This window comes from Candidatus Omnitrophota bacterium (genome assembly GCA_028715415.1).
GTDB lineage: Bacteria > Omnitrophota > Gorgyraeia > Gygaellales > Profunditerraquicolaceae > JAQURX01.
In genome coordinates this window covers 30,529-44,907 of the sequence record JAQURX010000015.1, presented here as the reverse complement: position 1 = coordinate 44,907, position 14,379 = coordinate 30,529, and the positions used below count along the sequence as shown (strand labels likewise).

15 protein-coding genes are annotated in these 14,379 nt (G+C 38.5%); all 15 read right to left on the bottom strand.

What is annotated here, in order from left to right; genetic code table 11:
* On the bottom strand, positions 1 to 299 hold a 299-nt coding region (locus PHO70_07260; GenBank protein MDD5432763.1), incomplete at its 3' end, for an NADH-quinone oxidoreductase subunit C.
* Positions 296 to 751, bottom strand: a complete 456-nt coding sequence (gene nuoB, locus PHO70_07255; GenBank protein MDD5432762.1) for an NADH-quinone oxidoreductase subunit NuoB — start codon at positions 749 to 751, stop codon at positions 296 to 298. The genes nuoB and PHO70_07260, both read right to left, overlap by 4 nt.
* 5 nt (positions 752 to 756) lie before the next feature.
* On the bottom strand, positions 757 to 1,089 hold the full coding sequence (locus tag PHO70_07250; protein ID MDD5432761.1) for a hypothetical protein: 333 nt from the start codon (positions 1,087 to 1,089) through the stop codon (positions 757 to 759).
* A 3-nt stretch (positions 1,090 to 1,092) separates the two neighbouring features.
* Positions 1,093 to 1,410, bottom strand: a complete 318-nt coding sequence (locus tag PHO70_07245) for an NADH-quinone oxidoreductase subunit K (GenBank protein ID MDD5432760.1) — start codon at positions 1,408 to 1,410, stop codon at positions 1,093 to 1,095.
* A complete protein-coding gene (locus tag PHO70_07240) occupies positions 1,410 to 1,898 on the bottom strand; it encodes an NADH-quinone oxidoreductase subunit J (GenBank protein MDD5432759.1) in 489 nt (162 codons plus the stop codon). Before PHO70_07240 ends, PHO70_07245 begins: the two co-directional genes overlap by 1 nt.
* A 1-nt stretch (position 1,899) precedes the next feature.
* Positions 1,900 to 3,333 (bottom strand): proton-conducting transporter membrane subunit, encoded by a 1,434-nt coding sequence (locus PHO70_07235; protein ID MDD5432758.1) that lies wholly within the window; start codon positions 3,331 to 3,333, stop codon positions 1,900 to 1,902.
* Between the two features lie 22 nt (positions 3,334 to 3,355).
* Positions 3,356 to 5,194, bottom strand: coding sequence for a proton-conducting transporter membrane subunit (locus PHO70_07230; GenBank protein ID MDD5432757.1), 1,839 nt, complete (start codon positions 5,192 to 5,194; stop codon positions 3,356 to 3,358).
* Positions 5,191 to 6,636 carry an NADH-quinone oxidoreductase subunit L gene (locus PHO70_07225; protein MDD5432756.1) on the bottom strand — a complete coding sequence of 482 codons (1,446 nt, stop codon included), beginning with the start codon at positions 6,634 to 6,636 and terminating at the stop codon, positions 5,191 to 5,193. Before PHO70_07225 ends, PHO70_07230 begins: the two co-directional genes overlap by 4 nt.
* Before the next feature lie 149 nt (positions 6,637 to 6,785).
* Entirely contained in the window at positions 6,786 to 8,978 is a 2,193-nt protein-coding gene (locus PHO70_07220) for a glutamine synthetase III (GenBank protein ID MDD5432755.1), read from the bottom strand.
* Between the two features lie 11 nt (positions 8,979 to 8,989).
* Positions 8,990 to 9,736, bottom strand: a complete 747-nt coding sequence (gpmA, locus tag PHO70_07215) for a 2,3-diphosphoglycerate-dependent phosphoglycerate mutase (protein ID MDD5432754.1) — start codon at positions 9,734 to 9,736, stop codon at positions 8,990 to 8,992.
* A gap of 93 nt (positions 9,737 to 9,829) precedes the next feature.
* The gene (locus PHO70_07210) at positions 9,830 to 11,509 is read right to left on the bottom strand and encodes an NAD+ synthase (protein ID MDD5432753.1); all 1,680 of its coding nucleotides are present in this window, start codon (positions 11,507 to 11,509) and stop codon (positions 9,830 to 9,832) included.
* Between the two features lie 17 nt (positions 11,510 to 11,526).
* Complete coding sequence (locus tag PHO70_07205; protein ID MDD5432752.1) at positions 11,527 to 12,249, bottom strand: GAF and ANTAR domain-containing protein; 723 nt, start codon at positions 12,247 to 12,249, stop codon at positions 11,527 to 11,529.
* A gap of 55 nt (positions 12,250 to 12,304) precedes the next feature.
* Entirely contained in the window at positions 12,305 to 13,459 is a 1,155-nt protein-coding gene (locus PHO70_07200) for an aminotransferase class I/II-fold pyridoxal phosphate-dependent enzyme (protein MDD5432751.1), read from the bottom strand.
* A 6-nt stretch (positions 13,460 to 13,465) separates the two neighbouring features.
* Complete coding sequence (locus PHO70_07195; protein ID MDD5432750.1) at positions 13,466 to 13,951, bottom strand: Lrp/AsnC family transcriptional regulator; 486 nt, start codon at positions 13,949 to 13,951, stop codon at positions 13,466 to 13,468.
* Between the two features lie 28 nt (positions 13,952 to 13,979).
* Positions 13,980 to 14,375, bottom strand: coding sequence for a response regulator (locus tag PHO70_07190; protein ID MDD5432749.1), 396 nt, complete (start codon positions 14,373 to 14,375; stop codon positions 13,980 to 13,982).
* Positions 14,376 to 14,379 lie beyond the last annotated feature (4 nt).

The window sequence follows — 14,379 nt, the reverse complement described above, 5'->3', positions numbered from 1 at the left end:
TAAGAGATTACACTTTTTAAAATAGGCCTTTCTTTAGGAACACTGGTCTTTAAATTAATCAAAATACCCGTAGTATCGGCTAAATGATAGATAAAACTTAAAACCTCTCCTTCATCAAGCCCGGTAATAGTGCATAAATGCGAAAAGCCTAATTGTTTTGACAAAGTAACAAACACTTCCAGAAAATTCTCCTGTTTAACCTCTATACTAATCCGTCTTGGGCGGACTATCTTTGCGCAAGTTGCAAAATAATCAAATTTCTTTGTTAATTCCTCTATAATTTTTTCACATGGAGTCATTTTCCCTCCTGCTTTGATTCTTTTTCTTCCAAGCTCATCAATAATTTCACAACACCATCAATAATTGCCTTTGGGCTTGCTGGGCATCCGGGTATATACGCGGAAACCGGGATAGCAGCATTAATCCCGGACTTAACATTATAACAGCCCTGAAAAACTCCTCCTGAACAAGAACAAGTGCCCACCGCAACGACAAACTTTGGCTCAGACATCTGTTCGTAAATTCTAACCAATCTATCTTCAATCTGTTTTGTCACAGGGCCTGAACAAACAAGTATATCCGCGTGCCTCGGTGTTCCTTTCAATACAACGCCGAAACGCTCTAAATCGTAACGCGGAGTAAGTGCTGCAATAATCTCAATATCACAGGCATTACAAGCTCCGGTATTAAAATGCAATATCCACGGAGATTTAATCCTTGCCCAGTTGACTATTTTTTTCGCAAACCCCATAAAAGTTATCTCCTAAAAAGAATAGATAAACCGATAAAAGCCCCTAATATATACAAAGAAACCATGATAAATGTTCCAACGGTTGCCAGAGGAACAGTGGCAATAATCAATGTTGCTACATGGGCCAGCGTAAAAAAGAAAGCAAACGGAAAAACATTTGAATAATCAGGCTGCGCCATGTTGTCATAATTATTCTCACCGCAGGCATATGATTTCCCCGTGCCTTCCTTAACCTTCTTGACGCGAAAAGCCAAGCGCGATAATAACGCTGTAAAAATAACTATCACTAAAAAAAGTATTATAAAAGCGACCGGTGGACTAAGTAATATTCTATGCATAAATTAACCTTTTAATTGCCTTATTTTCCTAAGGTCCAATGAATTATGATGGCTGTGTATCCCCAAAACTATGCCAACCGCCACTGTTACCACTACCGCTTCAATAACAATAAGTGTAATTACCATGCTTTGAGCCAGGGCTTCATGCCCCGTAATATATCCTGCCACGATTATCAAAAGCGTAACTGCTTTAATTAAAATTTCTATGCCGATTAAAACCCTTATTAAATTATAAGTAACAAGAATGCAATAAATGCCAATTACAAAAAGCAAAATTGAAACAATCCCAAACATCCAGAATAAACTTAAATGAATGCCCATTATTTCTTAAGCCTTTCTTTAAATAAAATCACAACCCCAAAAACTCCGGTCAATAAGATTATAATCTGCCCCAATAAATCAATCGGCCTTGAATTCCAGATTACCAAACGGGCATCTTTGATTTTCTCGGGAGTTGGAAGTAAAATATCAAGTTTTACATTTATCAAAAGTAATACCACTCCCAATAAAACAACAATTATCGGCAGATACCAATACCTGGCAAATCTTATCTTCATATGCTGGATAGCCTCTTTCCTGGAAAGCGGCTGCGCCATACTGATAGTGCTTACAAATAAAACTGAAATTAATCCGGCACACACAGAAAGCTCAAAGACCGCGGCAAGCGGCGAATTGAGCCTAAATATGACAATAGTCAATAAAACACTAACCAAGGCAAGCCCTATGCCTGCACGGAGCAAACTTCTCGTCATAACCGTCCAGACTGCTGCCAATATCAATGCAACAAGAATAATCAAATTAATTTGCAATCTAACCTCCGAAAATATTGCCAACCGGCAATATAAAAGAATTTAAAACAAACGGAAAAAATAAACCAACGCCTATTACTATTAAAGAAAGCAACACTGCTGCAAATCCCAAGGCAAAACCCTGCTCTTTGATATTAGCAAATTCAACGCCCAATTTTCCAAAAAATACCCTTCTTTGCATGGAAAGAAAATAAGCCAGAGTAACAACGCTTGCTAAAACAGCAATTAACGCGTAAACACGCCTTCCCGACATCCATAACGCAACAATTATTACAAGCTTGCTCCAAAATCCCGACAGCGGAGGAACACCCGCGGTTGAAAGGCTTGCCAAACAAGAACTGACTCCCGTAAGAGGCATACGGGCTGACAACCCAGACATCTTATTCATATCCCTTAAGCCGGTTGCTGATTCTACGCTTGCCGCATTAACAAATAAAAGTGATTTAAAGATTGCGTGATTAAAAAGATGGAACGCTGCCCCTGCAACTCCCAACATCGTCCCGCTTCCCAAACCAAGGACAATGTAACCAACCTGGCTTATACTTGAATAGCTAAGCATTCTTTTAAAATCATTCTGCCCAAGAGCAGCAAAAGCACCAATGACAATTGTAAATGCCCCGACAAATAAAAGTACATTTCTAATAGGAGCTGTAAAACCTGTCACAGTAGTTACTATTCTTATCAGAGTATAAACTCCAACAGTTTTTGTAACTATCCCCGCAAGGAATATTGATACAGGTGCAGGTGCTGATGAATATGTATCAGGGACCCATCCGTGAAAAGGCATAAGCCCTGCCTTAATGAAAACTCCGCTTAAGAATAACCCTATCGCAAGCATCATAATATGGCTGTTTGGAGAGTTTTTAAGTCCGGCGCTTATTGCCGAATATTCAGTTGAGCCTGAAACAAGCAAAAATAATGCAATAGAAGAAAGCAAAAGCGTGGTTGCTATCGTTGAAAGGATAAGATACTTAAAAGCCCCCTCAAAAGCAAAGATATCTTTATGCAAGACAATCAGGATAAATGATGCAACAGCTGTAATCTCAAGAAAAACATACAGGGAGAAAATATCTTTTACCATTACAATACCGTTTAACCCGGCTAAAGCAATAATCAAAACATTGGTAAAATTAAAAAGCGCTCTCTCTTCCGGTATGAGGCGTTTAGCCGCAAGAAGAGAAACAAAAGAAACAATTCCGATACAAAGCAGCATCACCAAAGTCAAATTATCAACCAGAAGATTAAATTTTAAAAATGAGCTGAGTAATTCAAACTGTGCTGACGAAAAACGCAAAGCCGGAAAAAATACAAAAGCTATCTGGAATAAACAAAGTGACACCCCAAACAAGAATGCTAACTTCCTAAGAATTGATTTAAAAGGAAGGTTTAAGATTATAATACTAAGGAATGGAAGTAAAATTAATAATTGATGCATATGTTCTTTTTTTTTAGTTAAATTAACCCGAATACATTAAAAATATAATCACCAAAAACATCCCTACCATGGACCAAACAAGGTAAACCGAATAGTTGCCATTATGCTGGCGCCTGATTTCTTTACTTAAAGTATTAGATACGAACACCGTCAAGTTATCAACCAAAGCATCAAATAATCTGTCTATCCAAAAAGCTACCTTAGAAAAACTGCCCGTAATCTTTAATCCTATATCGTACGGATCAAAAAATCTTTTTTCCGCACGGTTATAAAAAATGGATAAAACAGGTGCATAATGAATGTGGTCTGCTGCTTTAAGAGCACTCCCTCCAGCCTTAACTCCAAAGATATGATTAAGAAAAGCAGCTATTAAAACTACAAAAGTAACTACAACAATCATTATGTTTGTAGGCATACCAGCAAAACTATGCCCTTCTAATCTTTCTACTCCTAATATCGGAGCAATTAATTTATTTATAGGAAACCAATTGCATACTCCGAAGAATATACAAAAAGACGCAATAACAATCATAGGGACAAGCATTCTTAAAGGAGCTTCTTTTACATTCTTATTATTTTCATTAAGTTTTCCTAAATATGCACTGTGCCCGAGCTTCAAGAATGAAGCTGCGGTAAGAAAAGAACCGAGAGCTGCTGCAATATAGAAAATCCAACCTCTTTCTAAAGCTCCGTCATAAATAAGCTCTTTTGAAAAGAAACCGTTAAATGGAGGAACTCCGGAGATTGAGGCTGCAGTAATTAAGAAACAAATAAATGTAAGGGGCATTTTTTTACCTAAGCCGCCGAGTTTATCAAGGATAGTAGTCCCGGCTTGTTTTTCTACTGAACCACCCGTAAGAAAAAGCCCGCTCTTATACATCGCGTGATTGATCATATGAAACAGCCCGCCGATAATCCCCGCGGGAACCGCAGTGCCTATTCCTAAAATCATATATCCAACCTGGCTGATGGCGTGATACGACAAAAGCCTTTTGTAATCCTTCTGAATTAAAGCCATCATTACCGCTAAAAGAATCGTAATTGCCCCTATCGTCATTAAAAGCGTGCTTACCCATGAAGAAGCATTTAATTGAAATAGATCAAGCGAGATACGTGCTAAAAGATAAATCCCTAAAAGCTTTTCCAAAGAAGCTGGCAGAAAAGCCATAAAAGGAAGAGGAGCGTCGTTTGCTGCATCAGGGATCCAAGAATGAAACGGCATTGATCCGGCCTTGGAGATTGCGCCAATCATAAGAAATATAAAAGCAATTGAACCTAAAGTATTTAATGGCAGGTTGATTTTTGACATGGTAAGCGTACCTGCAATAACCCCTGTAAGAATAATTCCGAACATCATACATAAATCGCAAACACCCATAATAATAAAAGCCTTGGTCGCGGTTTTAAATGAAGCCTTACCTCCTATCGCAATCATCCCAAAGAGCGTTAAGAGCAAACCTTCCCAGAAAAACAACAATATAATAAGGTTATCCGCCAGCACTGCGCCGTTTACAAAAGCAACAGTAATCAAAAGATAGGCGTAGAACTGCTTTAAACCTTCTCTTCCCAGCATAAAAACACTTGAATACAAGCTAACTAAGAAAGCAAAGCCTGCTACTGCCAAAATTATAAAAGCGCTAAAATGATAAAGCCTTAAGGAAAAATCAAATCCAGTTCCAAGCCACGGTAAAGAAAAAACGATGTTTTTATTAAATAAGAATATCGTTAATAACAAATTTGCTAATGTTATCAAAAGAGTAACGAATTCTTTTACCCCGCGCAGATTCTTTGGAAGGATAAAAATGAATAAACCTGCAATAAATGGAATTAATATAGGTAAAAGTAAGATATTTATTGTCATTTTACTAACCCTAACATCTGACGCGCCGCAAGAAGAGCAAAGTTATGCGGGTAGAATATTAAAATGCCGCCTAAAAGAGAAAGAAAACCTAATAATGCCACACAAAAAACCATCAACCTGCTCCCCTCTTTTACCCCCGGCAATTGCGCATCCCCTAAGAATACAAGATTAAAAACTCTTAAAAGATATAAAATAGTCAAAAATGCGCCGAACAAGAATACCCCTGAAATTATTAATTGCTTAGCCTGGATTGCCCCATCAAATACAAAATATTTACTAAAGAATCCTCCGAAAGGAGGAACACCCATTACTGAAAAAGCGCAAAACAAGAATGCAAAAGCGGTTATCGGCATTGTTTTAATTAACCCGCCAAGTTTAGTAATGTCTTTGGTCTTTGTATTCTGCTCAACAACGCCTGCACAAAGAAACAACCCTGCTTTTGAAATCCCGTGCATTAAAATATATAACAGCCCCCCGGCAACTCCAACGGTATTTCCCGTTGAAAGCCCAAAGAAAATAAAACCTATCTGGCTGATAGTTGAATAAGCGATAATCCTCTTTAAATCCGTTTCAACAAGAGCTGCCCCGGCTGAAACAAGCGTACTTATTGCCGCAATCACAGGCACTGCAACCGATAAAACCTGGTCAATTGGAAAAGTCACAATAAAAAGACGGGCAAATACATAAACACCGATTTTAACAAGCACTGCGGCGTGCAGTAAAGCTGTTACCGGAGAAGGAGCTACACCTGCGTCGGGAAGCCAGGTATGGAAAGGTAAGGTCGCCGACTTAGAGAAGATTCCGGCTAATATCATAACCATTGCTAAAGTTGAAATAGAATGCAGCTTACCAAAATCTTTTATCACAGAAAGTTCAAATGAACCGGTCTGCTGGAATATGCTGATAAACCCAAGCAACATAAGTAAAGCTCCGAAAACCGTTACAAGAAAAGCTTTGTCTGCCTTAATTACATGGGTCTTCTCTCTAAAGAAACCTATCAAGCGCCAGCTTGTGATACCGGTAATTTCCCAAAAAATATACAATAAGATTAAATTGGCAGAAAAAACCAACCCCATCATTGCCCCTAAGAATAAAACCACCATAGAGTAATACTCATTCTGGTTCTCATAGTGGCTGATATAGCCAAATGAAAACAAAACAATGATAGTACTGATAAATGAAGAAACCATGGCCATAAAAACAGCCAAGGCATCAGCTGTAAAACTGAAATTAAAACCTAAGGGTAACTGCTTAAAAACGGTGATTGTTTTTGATGATAAAACGTAGGGTAAGAGTGACAAAGACAGCAGGAATGATGCGGCGACAAACAAAAGCGCCAGAAAATTCCTCAAACGCAGAGAAACTTTACCGGCTAAAGGCAGAATAAATGCTCCTGCCACTGGAATAAATATAATATATAGAAGCGCTGATTCCGGTTTCATTTTATTAGTTTTATGCTGGCTCTTAACTAGTTTCTTTTCAGATAATTAAGAACTTACGGCTATAAATGAAAACTTCACTCTAATATAAGAGTGAAGTTGATTTAGTATACCAAAAAATAGGCCTATGTCAAGGGGTATTACCAGCTACATTATTTTACAAACAGCATTTCTCTATACTTTGGCAGGTCCCAATGCTCATCAGAGACCACGCATTCCAAAGCATCCGCGTGCTTCCTGATATGCTCCATTAATGGTTTAAGCTGGCCAAAATAGATTTTTGCGCGAGCTTTACCATCTAACTTCCCAGCCTTGCTAAGAAGCTTCATCATCTCTTTAGTATTACGCCTGACATAGTAAATTTTAGAAACTACATCGCTTAAATGCTCCTTCTGATCATTGAGCGCTGCTGCTTCAAACTTCAAACCAGCCTCTTTCTTTAAACGGGTAAGCCTGACTAAGTTACTGGCCAATAAGTTTTCGTACTCGCTGCCAGCGGGAACTATGCTTGCGTTAACCATTTCATTTAAAGTATTTGCTTCTATCTCTAAAACCAGATTATAGGTATGTACCCAGATATGATATCTTGCGACAAGTTCTTCCTTAGAGAAAACTTTATATTTCTCAAATAAGGCGATATTATTTTGTCTTGTCAGGGCTTCTAAAGACTCGGCAGTTGAAGCAACATTAGGAAGACCTCTCTTTTTAGCTTCTTTTACCCACTCCGGAGAATAGTTATTCCCTTCAAAACGGATATCTTTAGTTTCTTTAATAATTTTTGCAATTACCTGCAGCACTTTTGTATTAAAATCCTTGCCTGAACCATTTTTATTAATCATCTCCGCAACAAAATCTAAACTCTCAGCAATAATAGTATTAATTACTGCGATAGGTGTTGAAATATTCTGCGATGAACCGACTGCACGGAATTCAAACTTTGCTCCAGTAAAAGCAAAAGGCGAAGTACGGTTCCTATCAGTTGAATCTTTATTAAACTTAGGCAATCTTGCAATACCTAAATCAATAATATCGCGCTTTGAAACCTTGGTCTTTGCTCCTTTTTCTATTGTATCAAGAATAGAAGTAAGCTGATCACCTAAGAAAACACTCATAATCGCAGGAGGAGCTTCATTGGCGCCTAAACGATGTTCGTTTCCTGCCATAGCGACACTTGCTCTCAAAAGATCAGAATGTAGATACACTGCACGCAACACAGCAGCTAAAATAGCCAAGAACTGTAGATTATCTTCCGGAGTTTCCCCGGGGTTTAGTAAATTATTCCCTTTATCATCAGCTAATGACCAGTTAAGATGTTTCCCGCTTCCGTTAACTCCGGCAAAAGGTTTTTCATGCAAAAGACAAACCAAATTATGTTTAAGCGCTACTTTCTTCATCAAATCCATTAATAATTGGTTATGGTCAGCTGCGATATTAGATTCCTCAAAGATTGGAGCGAATTCATACTGATGAGGGGCTACTTCATTATGCCTTGTCATTACCGGGATACCTAATTTGTAGGCTTCTTCGGCAACTTCAAACATAAAATTAACTACGCGTTCTTTGATTGTGCCGAAATACTGATCTTCTAATTGCTGGCCCTTGGGGGATGGGGCACCGACTAAAGTACGCCCTGCCATAACCAAATCTTGACGTAAATTATAATAATGTTTATCAATCAAAAAATATTCCTGTTCCGGACCACAGGTAGAAAATACTTTTTTAATATCCTTATGGCCGAAAAGCTTTAACAAACCAACTGCTGCCTTATTTAGTGCTTCGTCAGAACGGATGAGTGGTAATTTCTTATCAAGAGCAGCACCATGATATGAGATAAAAATCGTAGGGATACAAAGTGTTTTACCTAATGTGCTTTCAATGATAAATGCGGGGCTTGAAGGATCCCATGCAGTGTATCCTCTTGCTTCGAATGTTGCACGGATACCACCTGAAGGAAAACTTGAAGCATCGGGCTCGCCTTGGATTAACTTCGACCCAGAAAACTTCTCAATCACCTTGCCATTATCTACAAAAGAAATGAAACTATCGTGCTTTTCTGCTGTTAACCCGGTCATCGGCTGGAACCAATGGGTGTAATATGTTGCGCCCTTAGACATCGCCCATTCTTTCATCGCATCGGCAATCTCATTTGCCTGCTGCAAACTGATAATAACACCTTCGGACATCCAGCGTTTAAAAGCCTGAAAAGTGGGTTTAGAGATATACTTTTGCATTGTAGACATGCTAAAAGTATTTTCGCCAAAATAGCTTGAGACTTTTTTAGGAGATTCTTTTTTGTTAAACTCAACTGCTTTAATTTCAAATAACAGCTCTTGTCTTAAGCCCATCTTGCCTCTCCTTATTTAGCTTTCCCCTGATTTGCAACTTTATCCATAGCTTTTTTTATCTCGTCCTGATCGCCTAAATAATAATGTTTAATCGGCTTTAAATTATCGTCCAGCTCGTACACAAGCGGGATCCCGGTTGGAATATTTAATTTTACAATTTCCTCATCAGAAACATTATCAAGGTATTTTACCAATGCGCGCAAACTATTGCCATGAGCTGCGATAATAACTCTCTTACCTTCTTTTATACTTGGTGCAATAACTTCATGCCAATAAGGCAGGAATCTGGCTACGGTATCTTTTAAACATTCTGTATAAGGAACATCTTTTTTATCTAACGACTTATACCTGGGGTCATGCCCGGGGAATCTTGGGTCCTTTGCTTCTAATGCCGGAGGCTGGATATCATAGCTTCTTCTCCAGATTAAAACCTGATCCTCGCCGTATTTTGCCGCCATCTCTGATTTATTCAAACCCTGAAGGCTGCCATAATGCCTTTCATTCAATCTCCAGGAATTATAAACGGGTATCCACATCAAATCCAATTCATCAAGAGCCATCCAAAGCGTCCTAATCGCCCTTTTTAATACAGAAGTATAGGCGATATCAAACACAAAACCTTCTTTTTTTAAAACTACGCCCGCGGCTTTGGCTTCTTCTTTGCCTTTATCGGAAAGATCTACGTCAGTCCAGCCGGTAAAACGGTTTTCTTTATTCCAGGTGCTTTCTCCATGCCTTAGAAGTACTATTTTTTTCATTTTAAACCTTTCTCAATTGATTTTTAATGCTTTTTTTTAACTAAACAAGTTTAGCACAACCACTCTATAATTCAATACAAATCAAAAACTGCTTTAACCTCTATACCTATTAGTAATCGGCATTCTCCTGTCCCTGCCAAACGCCTTAGGGGTGATTTTAATCCCCGGGGGAGATTGCCTGCGCTTATACTCACTATTGTCTACCATAAGCAGAACTTTAGAAACAACTTCTCTATCAAAACCTAAATTGACAATCTTTTCCAGCTCCTTATCTTCTTCCACATAAGCCTTTAAAATTGGATCCAATTCCTCGTATTTAGGAAGAGTATCGCTATCCTTCTGGTTTGGTTTAAGCTCTGCCGTAGGCTCTTTAGTAATCATGCGCTGCGGGATAACGTTGGAGTTTGTATTAATATATGCGGCTAATTTATAAACCAACGTCTTCGGCACATCTTTAATCACGGCAAAACCACCTGCCATATCTCCGTAAAGAGTGGCGTAACCGGTAGACATCTCTGACTTATTTCCAGTAGTTAATACAAGCCAGCCGAATTTATTAGAAAGCGCCATTAAGATATTCCCTCTTATGCGCGCCTGGAGATTCTCCTCTGCAATATTAGGATTTCTCCCTGCAAAATGCGGCTCTAAAATTAATAGGTATGTTTTATATACATCTTCTATAGGGATATCTAAGAATTTAATCCCCAAATTATCCGCTAATTGGACTGCGTCTTGCCTGGAATCCCCGGAAGAATAACGTGAAGGCATAAACACGCCTACCACATTATCTTTTCCCAAGGCTTCTTTTGCCAAAGCCGCAACAATCCCAGAATCAATACCGCCGCTTAAACCAATGACTACTTTTTTAAAACCATTTTTACAAACATAATCGCTTAAACCTAAAACTAAAGCCTTATAAACTTCCGGGACATAATCTAATGTTTTGACAATCTTGTTTTCAATACTCTTTTTATCTTTAAGTGGCAGTGCTGACTGCACAACAACAGCTTTTTTTGCATTATTAAGTTTTGTTTCAGGGACATTCAAATCCAAGACCAATAAATCCTCTTTAAAAGCCTCTGCCCTTGCAATCACCTTGCCCTGGCTACCTACTACCATGCTTTGCCCGTCAAAAACCAATTCATCCTGTGCGCCTACTAAATTATTATAGGCTAAAAAAACTTTATTCAAACGCGCCTGTTTCTTTACAATCTCTTCTCTTTCTTTTACTTTTCCTGCAGAAAACGGCGAAGCATTAATATTAAAAATAATCCCGGCTCCCGCTTTTGCCTGGGAAACTGTAGGGCCGCACATATGCCAGACATCCTCGCAGATGTTAACTCCAAAAACTACTTTTCCAATCCTAAACACCAAAGGCTTATCTCCCGCCTGAAAATAACGCCTCTCATCAAATACCCCATAATTAGGCAGAAGCATTTTATGATATACACCTTTGATTTTTCCTTCAGAAATTATTGCTGCAGCATTATAAAGGCCGTTTTTGCCTTTATCCACGAAACCAACAATCGCAGTCAATCCTTTTGTTCCAACGGCTATCTCTTTTAAAGCCGCTAAATTATCTCTTACAAACTTTTGCTTGTGTAATAGGTCTTCCGGAGGGTATCCTGTGACTGCTAATTCGGGGAAAGAAACAATATCAACTCCCAGCTTGACAGCTCTAGATAAATATTCTTTAATCTTTTCACAATTGCCAAAAAGATCCCCGACTGTGCTATTAATCTGGGCAAGGCCGATCCTTAAATTCGTATTCATTAAAACTCTCCAAACTGCTACTTCTTTTGCTCTCTTACATCCTTTGCCAGAATTATCGCCTCGGCAATCTCACGCATGGATTTACGCGAATCCATGCTTTGTTTCTGGATTAAACGAAAGGCCTCGGAAAATGAAATATTGGCTTCCTGCGCAAGTATATCTTTTGCCCTTTCAATGAGCTTACGGGTGGTTAACGCCTCTTCAGCGCTTACAGCCCTTAAATGCAATTCAGCGTTTTCTATAGCAACTGCCGCCTGGCTTGCCAAAGCAGTAAGCAAATCCAACTCATGTTTCGTAAACTTATGTTTTTTTGAAGTATAGCAATTAAGCACACCGATAACTCTTGATTTGACTGCCAAGGGCACGCTTGCCAAAGAACACAAACCTTCCTTTTTCGCAATATCGCGGTTTAGATAACGTTCATCTTCTTTAACATCCAAAATTGTCTCTGCTTTATTCTGCTTGGCAACTATCCCAGCAATACCTTCCCCCAACTTGATATTTGGTTTTTTGTTATATGCTTCCGAAATAGACTGAGTCGCCTTAATCACTAATTCTTTCTTCTGTGGATCAAGCAGCATAAGCGAGGAGATTTTAGAATCCATTATCTCAGCAGTAACCTGAACGATCAAACGCAAAAGCTCTTCAACATACAAGCCTGAAGTAATCAAGCTTGCTACTTTTGATAATGCATTAATCTGCTTAATATAAATATCGTAACTATCTTTCTTCTTAGCCATTTTATTATTCAAATGATTGTCTGCTTGGTACTTTGAGGGTTCACCTAAAAGCCGTCTACCTATTTTTAAGAAATAAGCTTATTCTACTTAAGGCTTCTTTTATACTTTCAAGGCTGGAAGCATAAGAAATTCTTACGTATCCTTCTCCACAACTGCCAAAAGCCGTCCCCGGGACAACTGCAACTTTCTGTTCTTTCAATAATTTCTGACAGAAATCAATTGAGCTTAACCCTGTATTTTTTATAGAAGCAAAGGCATAGAAAGCCCCTTGTGGCAGGCGGCATTTAAGGCCAATACGGTTTAACTCCTTGATGATAAACTCTCTTCTTCTTTTATATTCCAGTTTCATTTCTTCAACTGCACCCTTTCCAATCTCAAGCGCCTCACAAGCAGCCATCTGGCTTGTAATTGGGACGCACATAATCGTATATTGATGAATTTTAGTCATTGCAGCGATAATTTCAGACGGCCCGCATGCCCAGCCGATACGCCATCCGGTCATCGCATAACTTTTTGAGAAACCGTTAAGATAGATTGTATTTTCTTTTGCGCCTTTTAAAGTCGCAAAAGGAGTATGTGCAAAATCATAGGTTAGTTCATCATAACACTCGTCGGAAATACAAAGGACTTTGTGCTTTACTAAAACCTTATTGATTTCGCTTAACTCTTTTTTGTTATAAGAAACCCCTGTAGGATTAGCCGGATAATTAAAGATAATCGCCTTAGTTTTACTATCAATATGCTTTTCCAGTATTTTTGGCGTAAGCTTAAAGCCGTGAGGCGTTGTATCAATATATTCTGCAACTCCTCCTGCTAATTCTGCAACCGGGCCATAAGAAACATAGCTTGGGCAAAGCACTATTACCTTATCTCCCGGATTTATAATTGCCCTAAGTGCCAAATCCAAGCCTTCGCTTACCCCTACAGTAATAAGGATGTCATTATCAGCAGAATAATCCAGATTATGCTTCTGTTTAAGATTCCGGCTAAGCGTTAACCTTAATTTATACAAACCCTTGTTTGAAGTATAGGAAGTAAAGCCCTGCTCTAAAGAATAGATCCCTGCCTCCCGGATCTGCCAGGGGGTAACAAAATCCGGCTCACCTACCCCAAGAGAAACAACATCTTTCATACCGAGCACTAAATCAAAAAAAGCACGGATTCCCGATGGCTGCATTACCTGAACTTTTTTAGAAACGATGTTTTTCATCTTATATTAATATGATATTGCTATCCTCTTATTTTCTTCTTTATGTTTTAAGACTACCCCGTCTTCTTTATATTTCTTAAGCAAGAAATGTGTTGCCGTCCCTCTAATATTCTCTAAAGGCGACAATTTCTCGGCGACAAACCTTGCTACCGCATGCAAATCTTTTCCCTCCACAACCAAAAGCAAATCATACGTCCCGGAAACAAGATAACAGCTGGTAACCTCCGGGAAAGAATAAATCCGCTCAGCAATTTTTTCAAAACCTAAATCTTTTTGCGGAAGAATATTAACTTCGATAAGCGCCCTTACTTCAGTGCCTGAATTTTTCACCAAATCCTTATTAATCACTGCTTTATATTTTAATATAACGCCTTGCCTTTCATATTTTTTAATTGATTCTTTTACAGCTCCGGGCTTCTTCTTTAGCATTTTCGCAATATCTTCTGCGCTTGCCTTACCGTCTTTTTGCAAAATTTCCAGGATTTCATCCATTTTAAATTTTCCTCCGCTAATGTATTTATTATTTTATTTCCGGTTTCGGGCTGGCTCCAAAAAGTTTTTGCAGAATTAAATTGTTTAAGAAATCAGCGGTAAATGGTTTAACAATATAATCGTCAATGCCCATTGCCTTAGCCTTGCTGATAGCGTCATCATCATATAAACCGGTGACTATTATAACTTTGACCTTCTTATCAATTTCTCTGATCTTAGCAAGAACATCCAGGCCCGATATCTCACCTAAAATCATATCTAACAAAATAATATGCGGCTTCTCTTTTATCAGGTTCTTTAACGCTTCTTCTTGAGTTGTAGCTGTAAATACAATATGGTCTTTTTTAAGCAAAAAGGCCTTGGTCAATTCACAAATTTCTTCCTGATCATCAATTACAAGTATTTTGGCTTTTTTTGCTCTCATAAAA